The organism is Streptomyces sp. NPDC043685 (assembly GCF_056436585.1).
Map to the genome: position 1 here is coordinate 462288 of NZ_JBWKCH010000002.1, position 15478 is coordinate 477765.

Sequence of the window (15478 nt, forward strand, 5' to 3'; positions counted from 1 at the left end):
GGGTCAGGCGTTGACCTTCTCACGTTCGCGCTCGCGCCGCTCGGCGCCCTGGCGTTCGCGGGCCACCTCGGCGGCGTCCCGCTTGAAGGCCCATTCCATCTTCGGCTCCATCGCGAACCGGAAGACGCGCCGCACGGGCGCGGTGCACAGCACCGTCACGACGGCGGCGGCCAGGAGGGTCACGAGGACCTCACCGGCCGGGTGGTGCAGCCAGGACGCCTCGAACCAGCCCTGGTAGTCGCCGGCCTTCACCAGGAAGCCGTGCAGCAGGTAGCCGTAGAGCGTGCCGGCGCCGAGAGCGGTGAACCACATCTGGCGGCGCGGCACCCAGGCGAAGAAGCAGGCGGTCAGCACCAGCGAGCAGCCGAACATCGCGAGCACCATGACCGGGCCGGTCCACCACGGGGCACCCAGCTCCTGCGCGGCGTCACGGTGGTAGAACCACGCGGTGTTCATGCGCGGCACCGCCCACCAGCTGAAGGCCAGCGCGACGGCGAACACGGGCACCGACGCGATACGCACCGCACGTGTGCGCACCATGTGGAAGTGCTCGGGCTTCATCACCAGGCCCAGCACGAAGAACGGCAGGAACTGCAGGACGCGCTGGAGGTCCAGGTCGTCACCGATCTCCGGGGTGACGGTCGCGAGCATGGCCAGACCCAGCGCCAGGGGGAGCGGCCGGCGCACCAGGTTCCAGATGGGGGTGGTCAGGCGCCAGATGAACAGCGCGACCAGGAACCAGGTCAGGTACCACGGGTCGAGGAGGCTGATCTCCTGGTGCGGGTCGTTGTCGATGACCCGCTTGAAGAGCGGATAGGCCGTCTCGAAGATGATGTACGGCACGGCGACGCCGGTGATCAGGCGCTTGAGCCGGTCGGGCCGCATGTCGAAACTGCGGGAGAAGTAACCGGAGATGATGATGAACGCCGGCATGTGGAACGCGTAGACGACCTGGTACGCGGCCTCGAGTATCCGGCTGTCGCCCTTGAGGGGCTCCCAGGCGTGGCCCATGGCCACCAGCACGATCGCGAGGTACTTGGCGTTGTCGAAGAACGCGTCGCGCTGTCTGCCGTTCTGCTTCTTCTGCGTGCTCTGCGGCGAGCGCGGGCTCGGCACTCCGTCGGCCGGCGACTGTGCCGGGGGAAGTGGCGCCCTGCGGTCGCCGTTCGGTCGCAGCGAGTTCGTCACAGACCCTCCCACCAGGAGCTGGGGGAGACGATCCGGGACCTCGCTGCGCGTACGGGGGACGAGGCAGCGTGGAACATCTGAGGCACCCTAGCGTTCCCAGCAGCTATTCGTAAAACGCCGGAAGTGATTCCTGGCTATTCGCTCGGGTACCCCGGATTACGGGTAGTTGGCGTCACTGTCGGCGTGATGGCCAACACATGGTCCGCTGGCGGATTGCGTGCACCGCCTGGGTCCTGCTTGTCATGACACTTCCGGACTAAGCGGCCCATAAGACCAGCAGGCGACTCCGGTGGATTGTCCGCTTCGACCCTCTTCGGCCCCTGCGTGTACGCGTGTTGGTGAGGCTGTGGCGACAATTCGAATTAGCTGCGAACGCGTTGTGTGGAGATGGAAACGATACGGCCGAATTCCCTGTGCGGGTGGCTCGTCGAATTGCCGTGCGACCGACCGCCGTTGGCTCCGGGCGCACGGGTGGCGCGGACGATCGGGGGCGACACGGGCGTAGTCGATGTGTCACCGGCCGCATAGGCGGGCCACGTTGGTGGCACGATGGTTCTGGCGGGGGCGCGGGGTCGCGTCCCCGGGCCGGGAGTGCGGACCGACCGAGGGTGTGATCAGTTGTGGCCATTTCACTGTCTGTGGTGCTGCTGTTGGCGATCATCCTTGTGGTGTTGCTGAGAGGGGGATCCATCAAGGCAGGGCCGGCGATCGTGGCGATCCTCTTCGGCTTCTTCCTCGCCTCCACCGGCATGGCCCCGTCCATCAACCGGTTCCTGAACTCGATAGCGGAGACGATCAACTCCATCAGCTTCTGACCGGCCGGCCCACGAGCCCCGGCCTCGGCGCGCAGGCCGTGGAAGCGGGGGAGGACCGCCTCCTCGCGATCGGCGCGTGGCCGGGCAGTGGAGGCGTCCGAGGCCTCCACGCCCCCCGTCGCCGACGCGCCGCATCCCGGGCGGCCGCGCTCTCCCGGCCCGAAGCGGACCCCGGACCCACGTCCAGGCGCACGCCCCGCCGAGAACGCCCGGGGACCGGCACCATCACCTCCCGCCCCGCCACCACCGCCCCCCTTCGCCGTCCCGGCCCGATACGAGGGGGGCGGGAGCGCCTGGCCTGCGGTGACAGCCGACTGGGTATGGCTGCCTGGGCGGTCTTCGGCGATGAGGCCGCAGGGCGCGGGTCGTGATCAGCGGCCGGGGGCGGAAAACGGGGTGGTGACCATGGGCTACATGGCGATGACTGGCATGGCGGTCGTGTCCGTGGTGGCGGCCGCGGTGATCGTGCTGGTGCGCCGTGATCGGCGCCGGATGCCTGCCGGTCCCGAAGCGCGGCGCATCGAGGCGGTGGCTACGAGAGGCCTCCGCGATGCGCGTCGCCAGGCTCATGCCCATCAGCATTTCAACGATGCCGGCGGCATCAGCGCCCTGCGGGACCGTGACTCCGGTTCGTAGGGCACCGTCAAGCGTCGGGTCGGGACGAACCGGCTTGGACCGCTCAGGGGAAACACTCAGGGCCAGGCGGAGGAATGATCCTCCGCCTGGCCCTGAGCCATGAAGAGCGGGCGACGGGAATCGAACCCGCGTAGCTAGTTTGGAAGACTAGGGCTCTACCATTGAGCTACGCCCGCACAGCACGCGCCGCGGGTCGGGACGACCGCGGCACTGAAGGCATCGTAGCGGGTCGGCCCCCTCCGTCGCACACCGCATTCCCCTCGGGGACGACGCGGCACACAGCCTGTGGAAATGCGGCGGCCGCACCGTCGTGCGGCATGTACCCTACGTGTCGCACCAGACGGGGTGTGGCGCAGCTTGGTAGCGCGTCCGCTTTGGGAGCGGAAGGCCGTGGGTTCAAATCCCGCCACCCCGACCAGCCACCCGATCACCTCGTGTGATCGCCCATCCGATCGCTTCCGTGATCGCCTTTTGGGCGGTGTAGTCGCTGCCGTTACTATGCAAGCTGCACGCCCGTGTGTCTCATCGTCTGAAGTCCTCCGGGCGGCGAAATCCGCCGGGCCGCTCTGGCCCCGGCAGAAACCAAGAAGTCAGCCACAAGGAGACCGAACCGTGAAGAGCGCCGTGGAGACCCTGAACCCGACTCGGGTTCGGCTCACTGTCGAGGTGCCCTTCGAGGAGCTCAAGGACAGCCTCGACGCGGCGTACAAGAAGATCAACCAGCAGGTCACGGTGAAGGGCTTCCGCAAGGGCAAGGTCCCGGCCCGGGTCATCGACCAGCGGTTCGGTCGCGGTGCGGTTCTGGAGGAAGCGGTCAACGACGCGCTTCCCAAGTTCTACACCGACGCCGTCAACGAGGCCGAGCTCAGCGTGCTGGGCCAGCCCGAGGTCGACATCACGGAGCTGAAGGACGGCGAGACGCTGAACTTCACCGCCGAGGTCGACATCCGTCCGTCCATCGAGATTCCGGACTTCTCCGGGATCGAGGTCGAGGTCGACGCCGTCGAGGTCACCGACGAGGACGTCGACAAGGCCGTCGAGGAGCTGCGCGAGCGCTTCGCCTCCACCGCCCCGGTCGAGCGTGCCGCCGAGGACGGCGACGTCGTGACCATCGACCTGCGCGCCAAGGTCGACGGCGAGGTCCTCGAGGACGGTGTCGCCGACGGTGTCTCCTACACCATCGGCTCCGGCGAGCTGCTGGACGGCATCGACGACGCCGTGAAGGGCCTGGAGGCCGGTGGCGAGGCCACCTTCACCTCCGAGCTCAAGGGCGGCTCCGCCGCCGGCAAGGAGGCCGAGGTCACCGTCAAGGTCACCCAGGTCGCCAAGCGTGAACTGCCCGAGCTGGACGACGAGTTCGCGCAGCTCGCCTCCGAGTTCGACACCCTCGAGGAGCTGCGCGCGGACAGCCGCAAGCGCCTGGAGAACATGAAGCAGTACGACCAGGCCACGCAGGCCCAGGAGCGCGTCCTGGAGAAGCTGCTCGAGCTGGTCGAGGTCCCGGTCCCCGAGAAGCTGCTCGAGGACGAGATCAACACCCGCAAGCACAACCTCGAGCACCACCAGCTCGGCCAGATGGGCCTCGACCTCGCGAAGTACCTGGAGATCCAGGGCAAGAGCGAGGAGGAGTTCGACGCCGAGACCAAGGAAGCCGCGGTCAAGGGCATCAAGACCCAGTTCGTCCTCGACGAGCTGGTCAAGCAGGAGAAGCTGAACGTCAACCAGGAGGAGCTCACCGAGCACCTCATGCGGCGCGCGGCCTCCTCCGGCATGTCCCCCGACCAGTTCGCCCAGGCGGTCGTCGAGGGCGGCCAGGTTCCGCTCCTGGTCGGCGAGGTGGCTCGCGGCAAGGCCCTGGCCGTCGTGGTCGAGAAGGCCACGGTCAAGGACACCAACGGCGAGATCATCGACCTCGACGACGAAGAGGACGAGACCGAGTCCGCGGAGGCCTCCGCCGAGGAGACCCCGGCGGAGTCCGCCGAGGAGAAGACCGAGGGCTGATCCCCCGGGTAGAGCCGTGCAGACGGGCCCACGAGAGGCACAGTGCCTCTCGTGGGCCCGTTGCGTGGTGGCCTCAGGGGCGCGGGGAACCGCGCGGGCGACCACGACGCGCCCGCGGCCGCCGATGGACGGAACCACCCCGCCGAAGCCGCGCGGCGCTACGCCCCCGGCGAACACTCCCATCTCCGGGATTCCCCGAAGGGACCCGCGCGTTAGGGTCCATGAATACGAGGGCAGTGGAGTCCCCGAACGGCTCCTAGCCCCTAGGGAAACGTGAGACGGCCCGGCGCCGTCGTAAGACGAGCAGGTGGATACGTGACGAATCTGATGCCTTCAGCCGCCGGCGAGCCTTCCATCGGTGGTGGCCTCGGCGACCAGGTCTACAACCGGCTGCTCAACGAGCGGATCATCTTCCTCGGCCAGCCGGTCGACGACGACATCGCGAACAAGATCACCGCACAGCTGCTGCTCCTTGCCGCCGACCCGGACAAGGACATCTACCTGTACATCAACAGCCCCGGCGGTTCGATCACGGCCGGCATGGCGATCTACGACACCATGCAGTTCATCAAGAACGACGTGGTGACCATCGCCATGGGCCTCGCGGCCTCGATGGGCCAGTTCCTGCTCAGCGCGGGTACCCCCGGCAAGCGCTTCGCGCTGCCGAACGCCGAGATTCTGATCCACCAGCCTTCCGCCGGCCTCGCCGGTTCGGCCTCGGACATCAAGATCCACGCCGAGCGGCTGCTGCACACCAAGAAGCGCATGGCCGAGCTGACCTCGCAGCACACCGGCCAGACGGTCGAGCAGATCACCCGCGACTCGGACCGCGACCGCTGGTTCGACGCCTTCGAGGCCAAGGAGTACGGCCTCATCGACGACGTCATCCCCACGGCCGCCGGCATGCCGGGCGGCGGCGGCACCGGGGCCTGAGCGGTCCCCACGGGGCCTGTGGCGCCCCGTGAGGCCCACGGAGCCCTCCCGGGCCCCAGCGACCCCAGACAGCCCCAGCCGACCGCTTCAGCCCCTTTCAGGAGACACCGTGAACCAGTTCCCCGGCAGTGGGATCTACGACCGTATGCACGCCGTGCAGGACATGAACGCCTCGCAGGGCCGCTACACCGGCCCGCAGGCCGAGTCCCGCTACGTCATCCCGCGCTTCGTCGAGCGCACCTCGCAGGGCATCCGCGAGTACGACCCGTACGCGAAGCTCTTCGAGGAGCGCGTGATCTTCCTCGGCGTCCAGATCGACGACGCCTCCGCCAACGACGTCATGGCGCAGCTGCTGTGCCTGGAGTCGATGGACCCCGACCGTGACATCTCGGTCTACATCAACAGCCCCGGCGGCTCCTTCACGGCGCTCACGGCCATCTACGACACGATGCAGTACGTGAAGCCGGACATCCAGACGGTCTGCATGGGCCAGGCCGCCTCCGCCGCCGCCATCCTGCTGGCCGCCGGTACGCCGGGCAAGCGCATGGCCCTGCCGAACGCGCGCGTGCTGATCCACCAGCCGTACAGCGAGACCGGCCGCGGTCAGGTCTCCGACCTGGAGATCGCCGCCAACGAGATCCTGCGGATGCGCGCGCAGCTGGAGGAGATGCTGGCCAAGCACTCCACCACGCCGGTCGAGAAGATCCGCGAGGACATCGAGCGCGACAAGATCCTCACGGCCGAGGACGCGCTGAGCTACGGCCTGATCGACCAGATCATCACCACCCGGAAGATGGACAACTCGAGCCTGCGCTGACGCGAGAGGCTGTAACGTCTGCCGCCCCTTGGCACGGTTTGGCTCGGTTCACGTCAAAGCGAACCGCGCCAAGGGGGGCCCGAACGGGGGGCCCGGCAAGGTACCGTCGGACATAAGGCAGCACCAGGAGTCCGCTGGACGTCGCGTCCAGGAGTCTCCCAGGCGAAGGGGAAGCACACCGTGGCACGCATCGGTGACGGCGGCGATCTGCTCAAGTGCTCGTTCTGCGGCAAGAGCCAGAAGCAGGTCAAGAAGCTCATCGCAGGGCCCGGTGTCTACATCTGCGACGAGTGCATCGACCTCTGCAACGAGATCATCGAGGAAGAACTCGCGGAGACCAGTGAGGTCCGCTGGGAGGAACTCCCGAAGCCGCGCGAGATCTACGAGTTCCTCGAGGGCTACGTGGTCGGCCAGGAGGCCGCCAAGAAGGCCCTCTCCGTAGCGGTCTACAACCACTACAAGCGCGTCCAGGCCGGCGAGAACGGCGGAGGGAACGGCCGCGACGACGCCATCGAGTTGGCGAAGTCCAACATCCTGCTCCTCGGCCCCACGGGCTCCGGCAAGACCCTCCTCGCGCAGACCCTCGCGCGCATGCTGAACGTCCCCTTCGCGATCGCCGACGCCACGGCGCTGACCGAGGCCGGGTACGTCGGCGAGGACGTCGAGAACATCCTCCTCAAGCTGATCCAGGCGGCCGACTACGACGTCAAGAAGGCCGAGACCGGGATCATCTACATCGACGAGATCGACAAGGTCGCGAGGAAGAGTGAAAACCCCTCGATCACGCGCGACGTGTCGGGCGAGGGCGTCCAGCAGGCCCTGCTGAAGATCCTGGAGGGCACCACGGCCTCGGTCCCGCCGCAGGGCGGCCGCAAGCACCCCCACCAGGAGTTCATCCAGATCGACACGACGAACGTGCTGTTCATCGTGGGCGGTGCGTTCTCCGGACTGGAGAAGATCATCGAGTCCCGGGCCGGCGCCAAGGGCATCGGCTTCGGCGCGCAGATCCGCTCCAAGCGCGAGATGGAGTCCAAGGACCAGTTCCAGGAGGTCATGCCGGAGGACCTGGTCAAGTTCGGCATGATCCCCGAGTTCATCGGCCGCCTGCCGGTCATCACCTCGGTCCACAACCTCGACCGCGAGGCCCTGCTCCAGATCCTCGTCGAGCCGCGCAACGCGCTGGTGAAGCAGTACCAGCGCCTGTTCGAACTCGACGGCGTCGAGCTGGACTTCGAGCGTGAGGCCCTGGAAGCCATCGCCGACCAGGCCATCCTCCGCCAGACCGGCGCGCGCGGCCTGCGCGCCATCATGGAGGAAGTCCTCCAGGGCGTGATGTACGAGGTCCCGTCCCGCAAGGACGTGGCCAGGGTCGTCATCACGGCGGACGTCGTCCAGTCGAACGTCAACCCGACGCTGATTCCGCGGGATGCGCGGGGGCGGGGGCCGGGGGAGCAGAAGACGGCCTGATCACCCACTGCACGCGAAGGCGCCCGGCACTGCTGCCGGGCGCCTTTGTCGTGACCGCCGTCAGGCCGCGACGCGGATCTCCTTGCGGACCTTGGTCGTGAGGTCGATCGCCACGTCCTTGGTGACGCCCTGCGCCACCTCACCCGGCGACACGATGGCGAGGGTGCTGTAGTCGGCCCACGCGCAGAACCAGTTGACCTTCTCCTTCTTGGAGAGCCGGTCCTGGCCCTTGACCGACTGGCACTTCATGACCGCACCGTCGAGGTCGGCCGCCTCGGGCTCGCCCACCAGTTCGGGCTTGCCCGACCCGGTGGCGGACTCCTTGTCGGCCGACTTCTTGAAGTTGGCGAAGAAGAGGTCCAGCGTCGTCTCGGGGTCGGAGATCTCGCCGTAAGCACCGGCCACTGTAAGAGTCTTGGCCGTCGCCAGCTTCCCCGCCGACGCCGGGTCGTTCGGGTCGTAGTCGCTCATGTCCAGCGTGTTGTAGAGACCCGCCACGGACTTGGCGTTCTTGACGCCGCTCTTCTCCACCTCCGAGGTCGAGTCGCTGCCGGCGGTGGCTCCATCCTTCGTGGTGCGCTTGTACTCGCTGAGCACCGTCGCCGGAGTCGTCAGCTTGTGCGGCCCGTCGTCCTCCAGGGAACCCGCGCCACCGCCCCCGCCGATCACGAAGTACGCGCCCACGCCGATCGCCGCCACGAGGGCGACCGCGCCGATGATGAGGCCGGTCTTCTTCCCGCCGCCACCCGGCGCGGGCGGCTGGGGAACGTACTGCGGCTGCTGGCCATAGGGCGGCTGCTGGCCGTACGGGGCCTGCTGCGGCGGGACGCCCTGCGGGGCCTGCTGCGGGTAGCCGTAGCCGGGCTGGGGCGGAGGGGCCTGCTGGGGATAGCCGTAGCCGGGCTGGGGCGCCTGCGGCGGCTGGCCGTACGGGCCCGGCTGGCCGTACGGACCGGGCTGCTGGGGCTGCCCGCCGTACGGGCCCGGCTGGTTGTAACTCATGTTCTGGGTTCCCCTCCAGATGCTTATGTGTTCCGGACATCCTGGCGCAGACCCGCCGTGTGCATGGCATCGGGGCCCCCACCGTTACAAAGGAAACGCGTTTCGGGACGGGGTGGTGACACCTCTAAACTGACCCCCGTGACCGAGAACGCTCAGCAGCAGCCACCAGCGCCCAGCACCGACCTGCCGACCCAGTACGCGCCGGCCGACGTAGAGGGGCCGCTGTACGAGCGCTGGGTAGAGCGGGGTTACTTCGCCGCCGACGCCAAGAGCGAGAAGCCTGCGTACACCATCGTCATCCCGCCGCCGAACGTCACCGGTTCCCTCCACCTGGGCCATGCCTTCCAGCACACGCTCATGGACGCCCTCACGCGCCGCAAGCGCATGCAGGGCTACGAGTCGCTGTGGCTGCCGGGGATGGACCACGCCGGTATCGCCACCCAGAACAAGGTCGAGCAGCAGCTCGCCGACGAGGGCAAGTCCCGTCACGACCTGGGCCGCGAGGAGTTCGTCGAGCGCGTCTGGCAGTGGAAGGAGGAGTACGGCGGCAAGATCCTCGGCCAGATGCGGCGCCTCGGCGACGGCGTCGACTGGGACCGCGAGCGGTTCACGATGGACGAGGGCCTGTCCAAGGCCGTTCTCACCATCTTCAAGAAGCTCTACGACGACGAGCTGATCTACCGCGCCGAGCGCATCATCAACTGGTGCCCGCGCTGTCTGACGGCCATCTCCGACATCGAGGTGGAGTACCAGGAGGACGCCGGCGAGCTGGTCTCCATCCGGTACGGCGAGGGTGAGGACTCCCTCGTCGTCGCCACCACCCGCGCCGAGACGATGCTCGGCGACACCGCCGTCGCCGTCCACCCGGACGACGAGCGCTACAAGCACCTGCTCGGCAAGCAGATCAAGCTGCCGCTGACCGACCGGACGATTCCGGTCGTCGCCGACGAGCACGTCGACCCCGAGTTCGGCACCGGAGCCGTCAAGGTGACCCCGGCGCACGACCCGAACGACTTCGCCATCGGCCAGCGTCACGACCTGCCCGCCATGACGATCATGGACGAGCACGGCATCATCACCGTCCACGGCCCGTTCCTCGGCCTGGACCGCTACGAGGCCCGTTCGGCGGTCGTCGGCGCGCTCAAGGAGCAGGGCCGGATCGTCGCCGAGAAGCGCCCCTACATGCACTCGGTGGGCCACTGCTCGCGCTGCAAGACCACGGTCGAGCCGCGGCTGTCGATGCAGTGGTGGGTCAAGGTCGGTCCGCTCGCCAAGGCCGCCGGTGACGCGGTCCGCGACGGCCGGGTGAAGATCCACCCGCAGGAGATGTCGAAGCGCTACTTCGACTGGGTCGACAACATGCACGACTGGTGCATCTCGCGCCAGCTGTGGTGGGGTCACCGCATCCCGATCTGGTACGGCCCCGACGGCGAGGTCGTCTGTGTCGGCCCGGACGACGAGCCGCCCACCGGTGAGGGCTGGGTCCAGGACTCCGACGTCCTCGACACCTGGTTCTCCTCCGGCCTGTGGCCGTTCTCCACGCTCGGCTGGCCGGAGAAGACGCCGGACCTGGCGAAGTTCTATCCGACCGACGTGCTGCTGACCGGCCACGACATCATCTTCTTCTGGGTCGCCCGGATGATGATGTTCGGCCTCTACGCGATGGACGGCGAGGCCCCGTTCCACACCATCGCCCTCACCGGCCTGGTCCGGGACGAGTTCGGCAAGAAGATGTCGAAGTCGAACCCGAACGCCGTCGACCCGCTGGTCTGGATGGACGCCTACGGCTCCGACGCCGTCCGCTTCACGCTCGCCAACGGCGCCAACCCGGGCGCGGACGTGCCGATCGGCGAGGACTGGGTCAAGGCCTCCCGGAACTTCACCAACAAGATCTGGAACGCCACCCGCTTCGCCCTCATGAACGGCGCCACGATCGAGGGCCCGCTGCCGGACGCCTCCGAGATGTCCGCGGCGGACCGCTGGATCCTCTCGCGCCTGAACACCACGGTCGCCCAGGTCGACGCGTACTACGACGACTACCAGTTCGCCAAGCTCGCCGACGTGCTCTACCACTTCGCGTGGGACGAGGTCTTCGACTGGTACGTCGAGCTGTCCAAGACCACGTTCTTCGCGGGCGGCGAGCCGGCCAGGGTCTCCGGGCGGGTCCTCGGCGAGGTCCTGGACGTGATGCTGCGTCTGCTCCACCCGGTCATCCCCTTCGTCACGGACGCCCTGTGGACCACCCTGACCGGCGGCGAGTCCCTGGTCGTCGGCGAATGGCCCAAGGACTCCGGGTTCCGTGACAAGGCCGCCGAGCAGGAGATCGAGCTGGTCCAGCGGGTCATCACCGAGGTCCGCCGGTTCCGAAAGGACCAGGGACTGAAGGACGGCCAGAAGGTCCCGGCCCGCCTGGAGCTGACCGGCACCGCCCTGGCCCCCCACGAGGCCGCCATCCGCCAGCTGCTGCGCCTCCAGCCGGAGGGCGAGGACTTCACGGCCACCGCGACCCTCCCGGTCGCCGGCGCGGAGGTCGCGCTCGACCTCTCCGGCACGATCGACGTCGCGGCGGAGCGCAAGCGCCTGGCCAAGGACCTCGCGGCGGCCGAGAAGGAGAAGGCCCAGGCGAACGCCAAGCTCGGCAACGAGGCGTTCCTGGCGAAGGCACCCGACCACGTCGTCGACAAGATCCGCACCCGCCTCGCCAAGGCGGAGGAGGACATCGCCCGCATCCAGGCCCAGCTGGAGCGCCTGCCGCAGGCGTAGCCCGTTCGTATGGAGTGTGAGGCCCCCGGTGCCGTCAGGCCCGGGGGCCTCACGCGCACCGCGGGGGCGACGGCCTCGGGGGCGAGAGGACCGCGCGACCTGCCCCCACCGGCCCGCGGACACCGGACGACACAAACCACCCCCCACCGATGTCACCCCCGCTCCGTAGACTGGCCCCGTGAGCGAGCTCCCTCCAGACCCCAGCGCCGACGACCAGCCCGACCCCCTCAACGCCTTCGACGAGATCATCGCCGAGGAAACCACCCGCGACCCCGACCTCGCGGTCATCGAGGCCGGCAGCCGCACCCTGCGCACCCAGGGCGGCCCGCCCGACGCCGACATCCCCACCCGGCCGGCCGACCCCGAGGTCGACAAGGCCCTGCGCGAGGTCGAGACCGAGCTCGCCACCCGCTGGGGCGAGACCAAGCTGGAGCCCTCCGTCAGCCGTATCGCCGCGCTGATGGACGTGCTGGGGGAGCCCCAGCGGTCGTACCCGTCGATCCACATCACGGGGACGAACGGCAAGACCTCCACGGCCCGCATGATCGAGGCCCTGCTCGGCGCCTTCGAGCTGCGCACCGGCCGTTACACCTCGCCGCACGTGCAGTCGATCACCGAGCGCATCAGCCTCGACGGCGCCCCGATCGCGCCCGAGCGGTTCATCGAGACGTACCAGGACATCAAGCCGTACGTGGAGATGGTCGACGCCGCGCAGGAGTACCGGCTGTCCTTCTTCGAGGTGCTCACCGGCATGGCGTACGCGGCGTTCGCCGACGCGCCCGTGGACGTCGGTGTCGTCGAGGTCGGCATGGGCGGCTCCTGGGACGCCACGAACGTGATCGACGGGGACGTCGCCGTCATCACGCCGATAGACCTCGACCACACCGACCGGCTCGGCTCCACACACGCCGAGATCGCCACCGAGAAGGCCGGCATCATCAAGCAGGGTGCGACGGTCATCATGGCGCAGCAGCCGGTCGACGCCGCTCAGGTGCTGCTGAAGAAGGCCGTCGAGGTGGACGCGACCGTGGCCCGGGAGGGGCTGGAGTTCGGCGTCGTGGAGCGGCAGGTGGCCGTAGGCGGGCAGCTGGTGACGCTGCGCGGGCTCGGCGGCGAGTACCCCGAGGTGTATCTGCCCCTGCACGGCGCGCACCAGGCGCACAACGCGGCCGTCGCGCTCGCCGCCGTCGAGGCGTTCTTCGGCGTCGGCGCGCAGCGGGCCGACGCGCTGGACCTGGACACGGTCCGCAAGGCCTTCGCCGCCGTCGCCTCGCCGGGCCGGCTGGAGGTCGTGCGCAGGTCGCCGACGGTCGTGCTGGACGCCGCCCACAACCCGGCGGGCGCCCGGGCGGCGGCCGAGGCGATCGGAGAGGCCTTCCAGTTCAGCCGCCTCATCGGCGTGGTCGGCGCGAGCGGCGACAAGAACGTACGGGGGCTGCTGGAGGCCTTCGAGCCGGTGTTCGCCGAGGTCGTGGTCACGCAGAACTCCAGCCACCGCGCGATGGACGCCGACGAGCTCGCCGGTATCGCCGTGGAGGTGTTCGGCGAGGAGCGCGTCCAGGTCGAGCCACGGCTGCCCGACGCGCTGGAGGCCGCCATCACCCTGGCCGAGGAGGAGGGCGAGTTCTCCGGCGGCGGCGTGCTCGTCACCGGTTCCGTCATCACCGTCGGCGAGGCCCGACTGCTGCTGGGGAGGGGCTGAGTCCCGTGCGCACGCTCTGTTCTTCGACCCTGATCGGCGAGTTCTTCGTCATCGGGTTCGCCGGTCTGGTCGCCATGAAGAACCCCGACCTGTCCATGACGACCGTGTGGACGGTCAGCGGCATCGCGATGTTCCTGTGCCTGGTGCTGTGCGGCCTGGTGACGCGTCCGGGCGGGGTCGTCCTCGGCTGGGCGCTGCAGATCGCGCTCATCGCGTCGGGGTTCATCGTGCCGACCATGTTCTTCCTGGGCGCGATCTTCGCGGCGCTGTGGTGGGCGTCCGTGCACTACGGGCGGAAGGTGGACGAGGCGAAGGCGAGGTTCGCGGCCCAGGCGGGTTCCTCCACACCTGACGCTGCGTAACAGGGGCCCCGACACGCCGGGTAATCTCGTTCCACCGCAAGACCTTCACCCACAAGGAGCCCGTCGTGAGCCAGCGCACCCTCGTCCTCCTCAAGCCCGACGCCGTCCGTCGCGGCCTGACCGGCGAGATCATCAGCCGCATCGAGCGCAAGGCGGGCTGGACGATCACCGCGCTGGAGCTGCGCACCCTGGACCAGGACACGCTGGAGCAGCACTACGGCGAGCACAAGGGCAAGCCCTTCTACGAGCCGCTGGTGGAGTTCATGTCCTCCGGCCCGGTCGTGGCGCTGATCGTCGAGGGTGAGCGGGTCATCGAGGGTGTGCGCGCGCTCGCCGGCCCGACCGACCCGATCGCCGCGGCGCCCGGGTCCATCCGCGGTGACTTCGGTGTGATCGTCCGGGAGAACCTGATCCACGCCTCCGACTCCGAGGAGTCCGCCGAGCGCGAGGTGAAGATTTTCTTCCCCGGCCGGGCGTAGTCTGCGCACCTCACCAGCACATACCGCGAGTCCGGGGGCCAGGCCCCTGGGCTTTGCGGCATATGCGTGGCGATCGAGGGAACGATGGGCCCCGAACGCCCGTCTCCAGAAGCGAATGCGGTCGGCTTCTGCTGACAATGGCGGAGACCCTCCCGCAGTGTTCGCGAAGGCGCGTCTACGATGGAACCCTTCACGTCACAGCACCCACCTTTGCCTACCTGAAAAGCCCTCAAAAGCTACTGGGAAGGCCAGACGAATCCTGATGGGGAACTCAATGTCGTTCATCGGCCGTGACATGGCTGTCGACCTCGGGACCGCCAACACGCTGGTGTACGTCAGGGGTCGCGGGATCGTACTCAACGAGCCGTCCGTCGTCGCGATCAACACCAACACCGGTGGCATCCTCGCGGTCGGCGCCGAAGCGAAGAAGATGATCGGGCGCACGCCTGGCAACATCGTTGCCGTGCGTCCGCTGAAGGACGGCGTGATCGCCGACTTCGAGATCACCGAGCGGATGCTCCGCTACTTCATCCTGAAGATCCACAAGCGGAGGTATCTGGCTCGTCCGCGGGTCGTCGTCTGTGTGCCCTCGGGCATCACGGGCGTCGAGCGCCGCGCCGTCATCGAGGCGTCGTCCCAGGCCGGCGCCCGTCAGGTGCACATCATCGAGGAGCCCATGGCCGCGGCCATCGGCTCCGGCCTGCCGGTCCACGAGGCCACGGGCAACATGGTGGTGGACATCGGCGGCGGCACCACGGAGGTCGCGGTCATCTCCCTCGGCGGCATCGTCACCGCCCAGTCCATCCGTGTCGCGGGCGACGAACTGGACAACGCGATCATCCAGCACATCAAGAAGGAGTACTCCCTCCTGCTGGGTGAGCGCACGGCCGAGCAGATCAAGATCACGATCGGTTCGGCGTACGACCTCGACACCGACGAGCACACCGAAATCCGCGGCCGGGACCTCGTCTCGGGACTGCCGAAGACCGTGGTCATCTCCGCCGCCGAAGTCCGCAAGGCGATCGAGGAGCCGGTCAACGCGATCGTCGACGCCGTCAAGACGACCCTCGACAAATGCCCGCCGGAGCTGTCCGGCGACATCATGGACCGAGGAATCGTTCTGACCGGCGGTGGAGCGCTGCTGCGCGGTCTCGACGAGCGGCTGCGCCGGGAGACCGGCATGCCGATCCACATCGCCGAGGACCCGCTCGACAGCGTGGCGCTCGGATCCGGAAAGTGCGTCGAGGAGTTCGAGGCGCTCCAGCAGGTGCTGGACGCGCAGCCGCGCAGATGACATCACTCTTCGATTCCGC

The 15478-nt window shown here is 68.5% G+C and carries 13 protein-coding genes and 2 tRNA genes; 12 read left to right on the forward strand and 3 right to left on the reverse strand.

All coding sequences use genetic code 11. From position 1 onward, the window contains the following. Positions 1 to 3: 3 nt before the first annotated feature. Positions 4 to 1116, reverse strand: a complete 1113-nt coding sequence (locus tag AC0665_RS06845) for an acyltransferase family protein (RefSeq protein ID WP_468633676.1) — start codon at positions 1114 to 1116, stop codon at positions 4 to 6. A 692-nt stretch (positions 1117 to 1808) separates the two neighbouring features. Between AC0665_RS06845 and AC0665_RS06850 the strand changes: the two genes are divergently transcribed. Together AC0665_RS06850 and AC0665_RS06855 are read left to right on the forward strand one after the other, a co-directional pair. After that, positions 1809 to 2003 carry a hypothetical protein gene (locus AC0665_RS06850; protein ID WP_010041885.1) on the forward strand — a complete coding sequence of 65 codons (195 nt, stop codon included), beginning with the start codon at positions 1809 to 1811 and terminating at the stop codon, positions 2001 to 2003. A 405-nt stretch (positions 2004 to 2408) separates the two neighbouring features. Further along, positions 2409 to 2639 carry a hypothetical protein gene (locus tag AC0665_RS06855; RefSeq protein WP_478704571.1) on the forward strand — a complete coding sequence of 77 codons (231 nt, stop codon included), beginning with the start codon at positions 2409 to 2411 and terminating at the stop codon, positions 2637 to 2639. 105 nt (positions 2640 to 2744) lie between these two features. On the opposite strand, the gene AC0665_RS06860 is transcribed toward AC0665_RS06855, so the two are convergent. Next, positions 2745 to 2815: transfer RNA gene (locus AC0665_RS06860), tRNA-Gly, on the reverse strand. Between the two features lie 165 nt (positions 2816 to 2980). Between AC0665_RS06860 and AC0665_RS06865 the strand changes: the two genes are divergently transcribed. The 5 genes from AC0665_RS06865 to clpX all read left to right on the forward strand — a co-directional run bounded on the left by AC0665_RS06865 (position 2981) and on the right by clpX (position 7857). Continuing rightward, positions 2981 to 3057 (forward strand) — tRNA-Pro (locus AC0665_RS06865). A 194-nt stretch (positions 3058 to 3251) separates the two neighbouring features. After that, positions 3252 to 4640, forward strand: a complete 1389-nt coding sequence (gene tig / locus AC0665_RS06870; RefSeq protein ID WP_363118807.1) for a trigger factor — start codon at positions 3252 to 3254, stop codon at positions 4638 to 4640. Between the two features lie 327 nt (positions 4641 to 4967). Further along, complete coding sequence (locus tag AC0665_RS06875; RefSeq protein WP_192234658.1) at positions 4968 to 5573, forward strand: ATP-dependent Clp protease proteolytic subunit; 606 nt, start codon at positions 4968 to 4970, stop codon at positions 5571 to 5573. Between the two features lie 109 nt (positions 5574 to 5682). Continuing rightward, complete coding sequence (locus AC0665_RS06880) at positions 5683 to 6390, forward strand: ATP-dependent Clp protease proteolytic subunit (protein WP_468409056.1); 708 nt, start codon at positions 5683 to 5685, stop codon at positions 6388 to 6390. A 180-nt stretch (positions 6391 to 6570) separates the two neighbouring features. After that, positions 6571 to 7857, forward strand: a complete 1287-nt coding sequence (gene clpX / locus AC0665_RS06885; RefSeq protein WP_468409054.1) for an ATP-dependent Clp protease ATP-binding subunit ClpX — start codon at positions 6571 to 6573, stop codon at positions 7855 to 7857. A 60-nt stretch (positions 7858 to 7917) separates the two neighbouring features. Here the strand turns inward: clpX and AC0665_RS06890 are convergent, their stop codons facing one another. Then, complete coding sequence (locus tag AC0665_RS06890) at positions 7918 to 8859, reverse strand: hypothetical protein (RefSeq protein WP_478704572.1); 942 nt, start codon at positions 8857 to 8859, stop codon at positions 7918 to 7920. Positions 8860 to 8997: 138 nt separating this feature from the next. Between AC0665_RS06890 and AC0665_RS06895 the strand changes: the two genes are divergently transcribed. From AC0665_RS06895 to AC0665_RS06915, 5 genes are all read left to right on the forward strand, one after another. After that, entirely contained in the window at positions 8998 to 11622 is a 2625-nt protein-coding gene (locus AC0665_RS06895) for a valine--tRNA ligase (protein ID WP_468409050.1), read from the forward strand. A gap of 178 nt (positions 11623 to 11800) precedes the next feature. Continuing rightward, complete coding sequence (gene folC / locus AC0665_RS06900) at positions 11801 to 13324, forward strand: bifunctional tetrahydrofolate synthase/dihydrofolate synthase (protein ID WP_468409048.1); 1524 nt, start codon at positions 11801 to 11803, stop codon at positions 13322 to 13324. A gap of 5 nt (positions 13325 to 13329) precedes the next feature. Further along, the gene (locus tag AC0665_RS06905; RefSeq protein ID WP_363118803.1) at positions 13330 to 13686 is read left to right on the forward strand and encodes a DUF4233 domain-containing protein; all 357 of its coding nucleotides are present in this window, start codon (positions 13330 to 13332) and stop codon (positions 13684 to 13686) included. Positions 13687 to 13751: 65 nt separating this feature from the next. Continuing rightward, positions 13752 to 14165, forward strand: a complete 414-nt coding sequence (gene ndk, locus AC0665_RS06910; RefSeq protein WP_363118802.1) for a nucleoside-diphosphate kinase — start codon at positions 13752 to 13754, stop codon at positions 14163 to 14165. A 274-nt stretch (positions 14166 to 14439) separates the two neighbouring features. Continuing rightward, complete coding sequence (locus tag AC0665_RS06915; RefSeq protein WP_006133575.1) at positions 14440 to 15459, forward strand: rod shape-determining protein; 1020 nt, start codon at positions 14440 to 14442, stop codon at positions 15457 to 15459. Positions 15460 to 15478: the final 19 nt, after the last annotated feature.

Coding starts and splice junctions, on each gene's coding strand:
- AC0665_RS06915 (WP_006133575.1), top strand. CDS start 14,440: ATGTCGTTCATCGGCCGTGACATGGCTGTCGACCTCGGGACCGCCAAC.
- AC0665_RS06875 (WP_192234658.1), top strand. CDS start 4,968: ATGCCTTCAGCCGCCGGCGAGCCTTCCATCGGTGGTGGCCTCGGCGAC.
- AC0665_RS06890 (WP_478704572.1), bottom strand. CDS start 8,859: ATGAGTTACAACCAGCCGGGCCCGTACGGCGGGCAGCCCCAGCAGCCC.
- AC0665_RS06855 (WP_478704571.1), top strand. CDS start 2,409: ATGGGCTACATGGCGATGACTGGCATGGCGGTCGTGTCCGTGGTGGCG.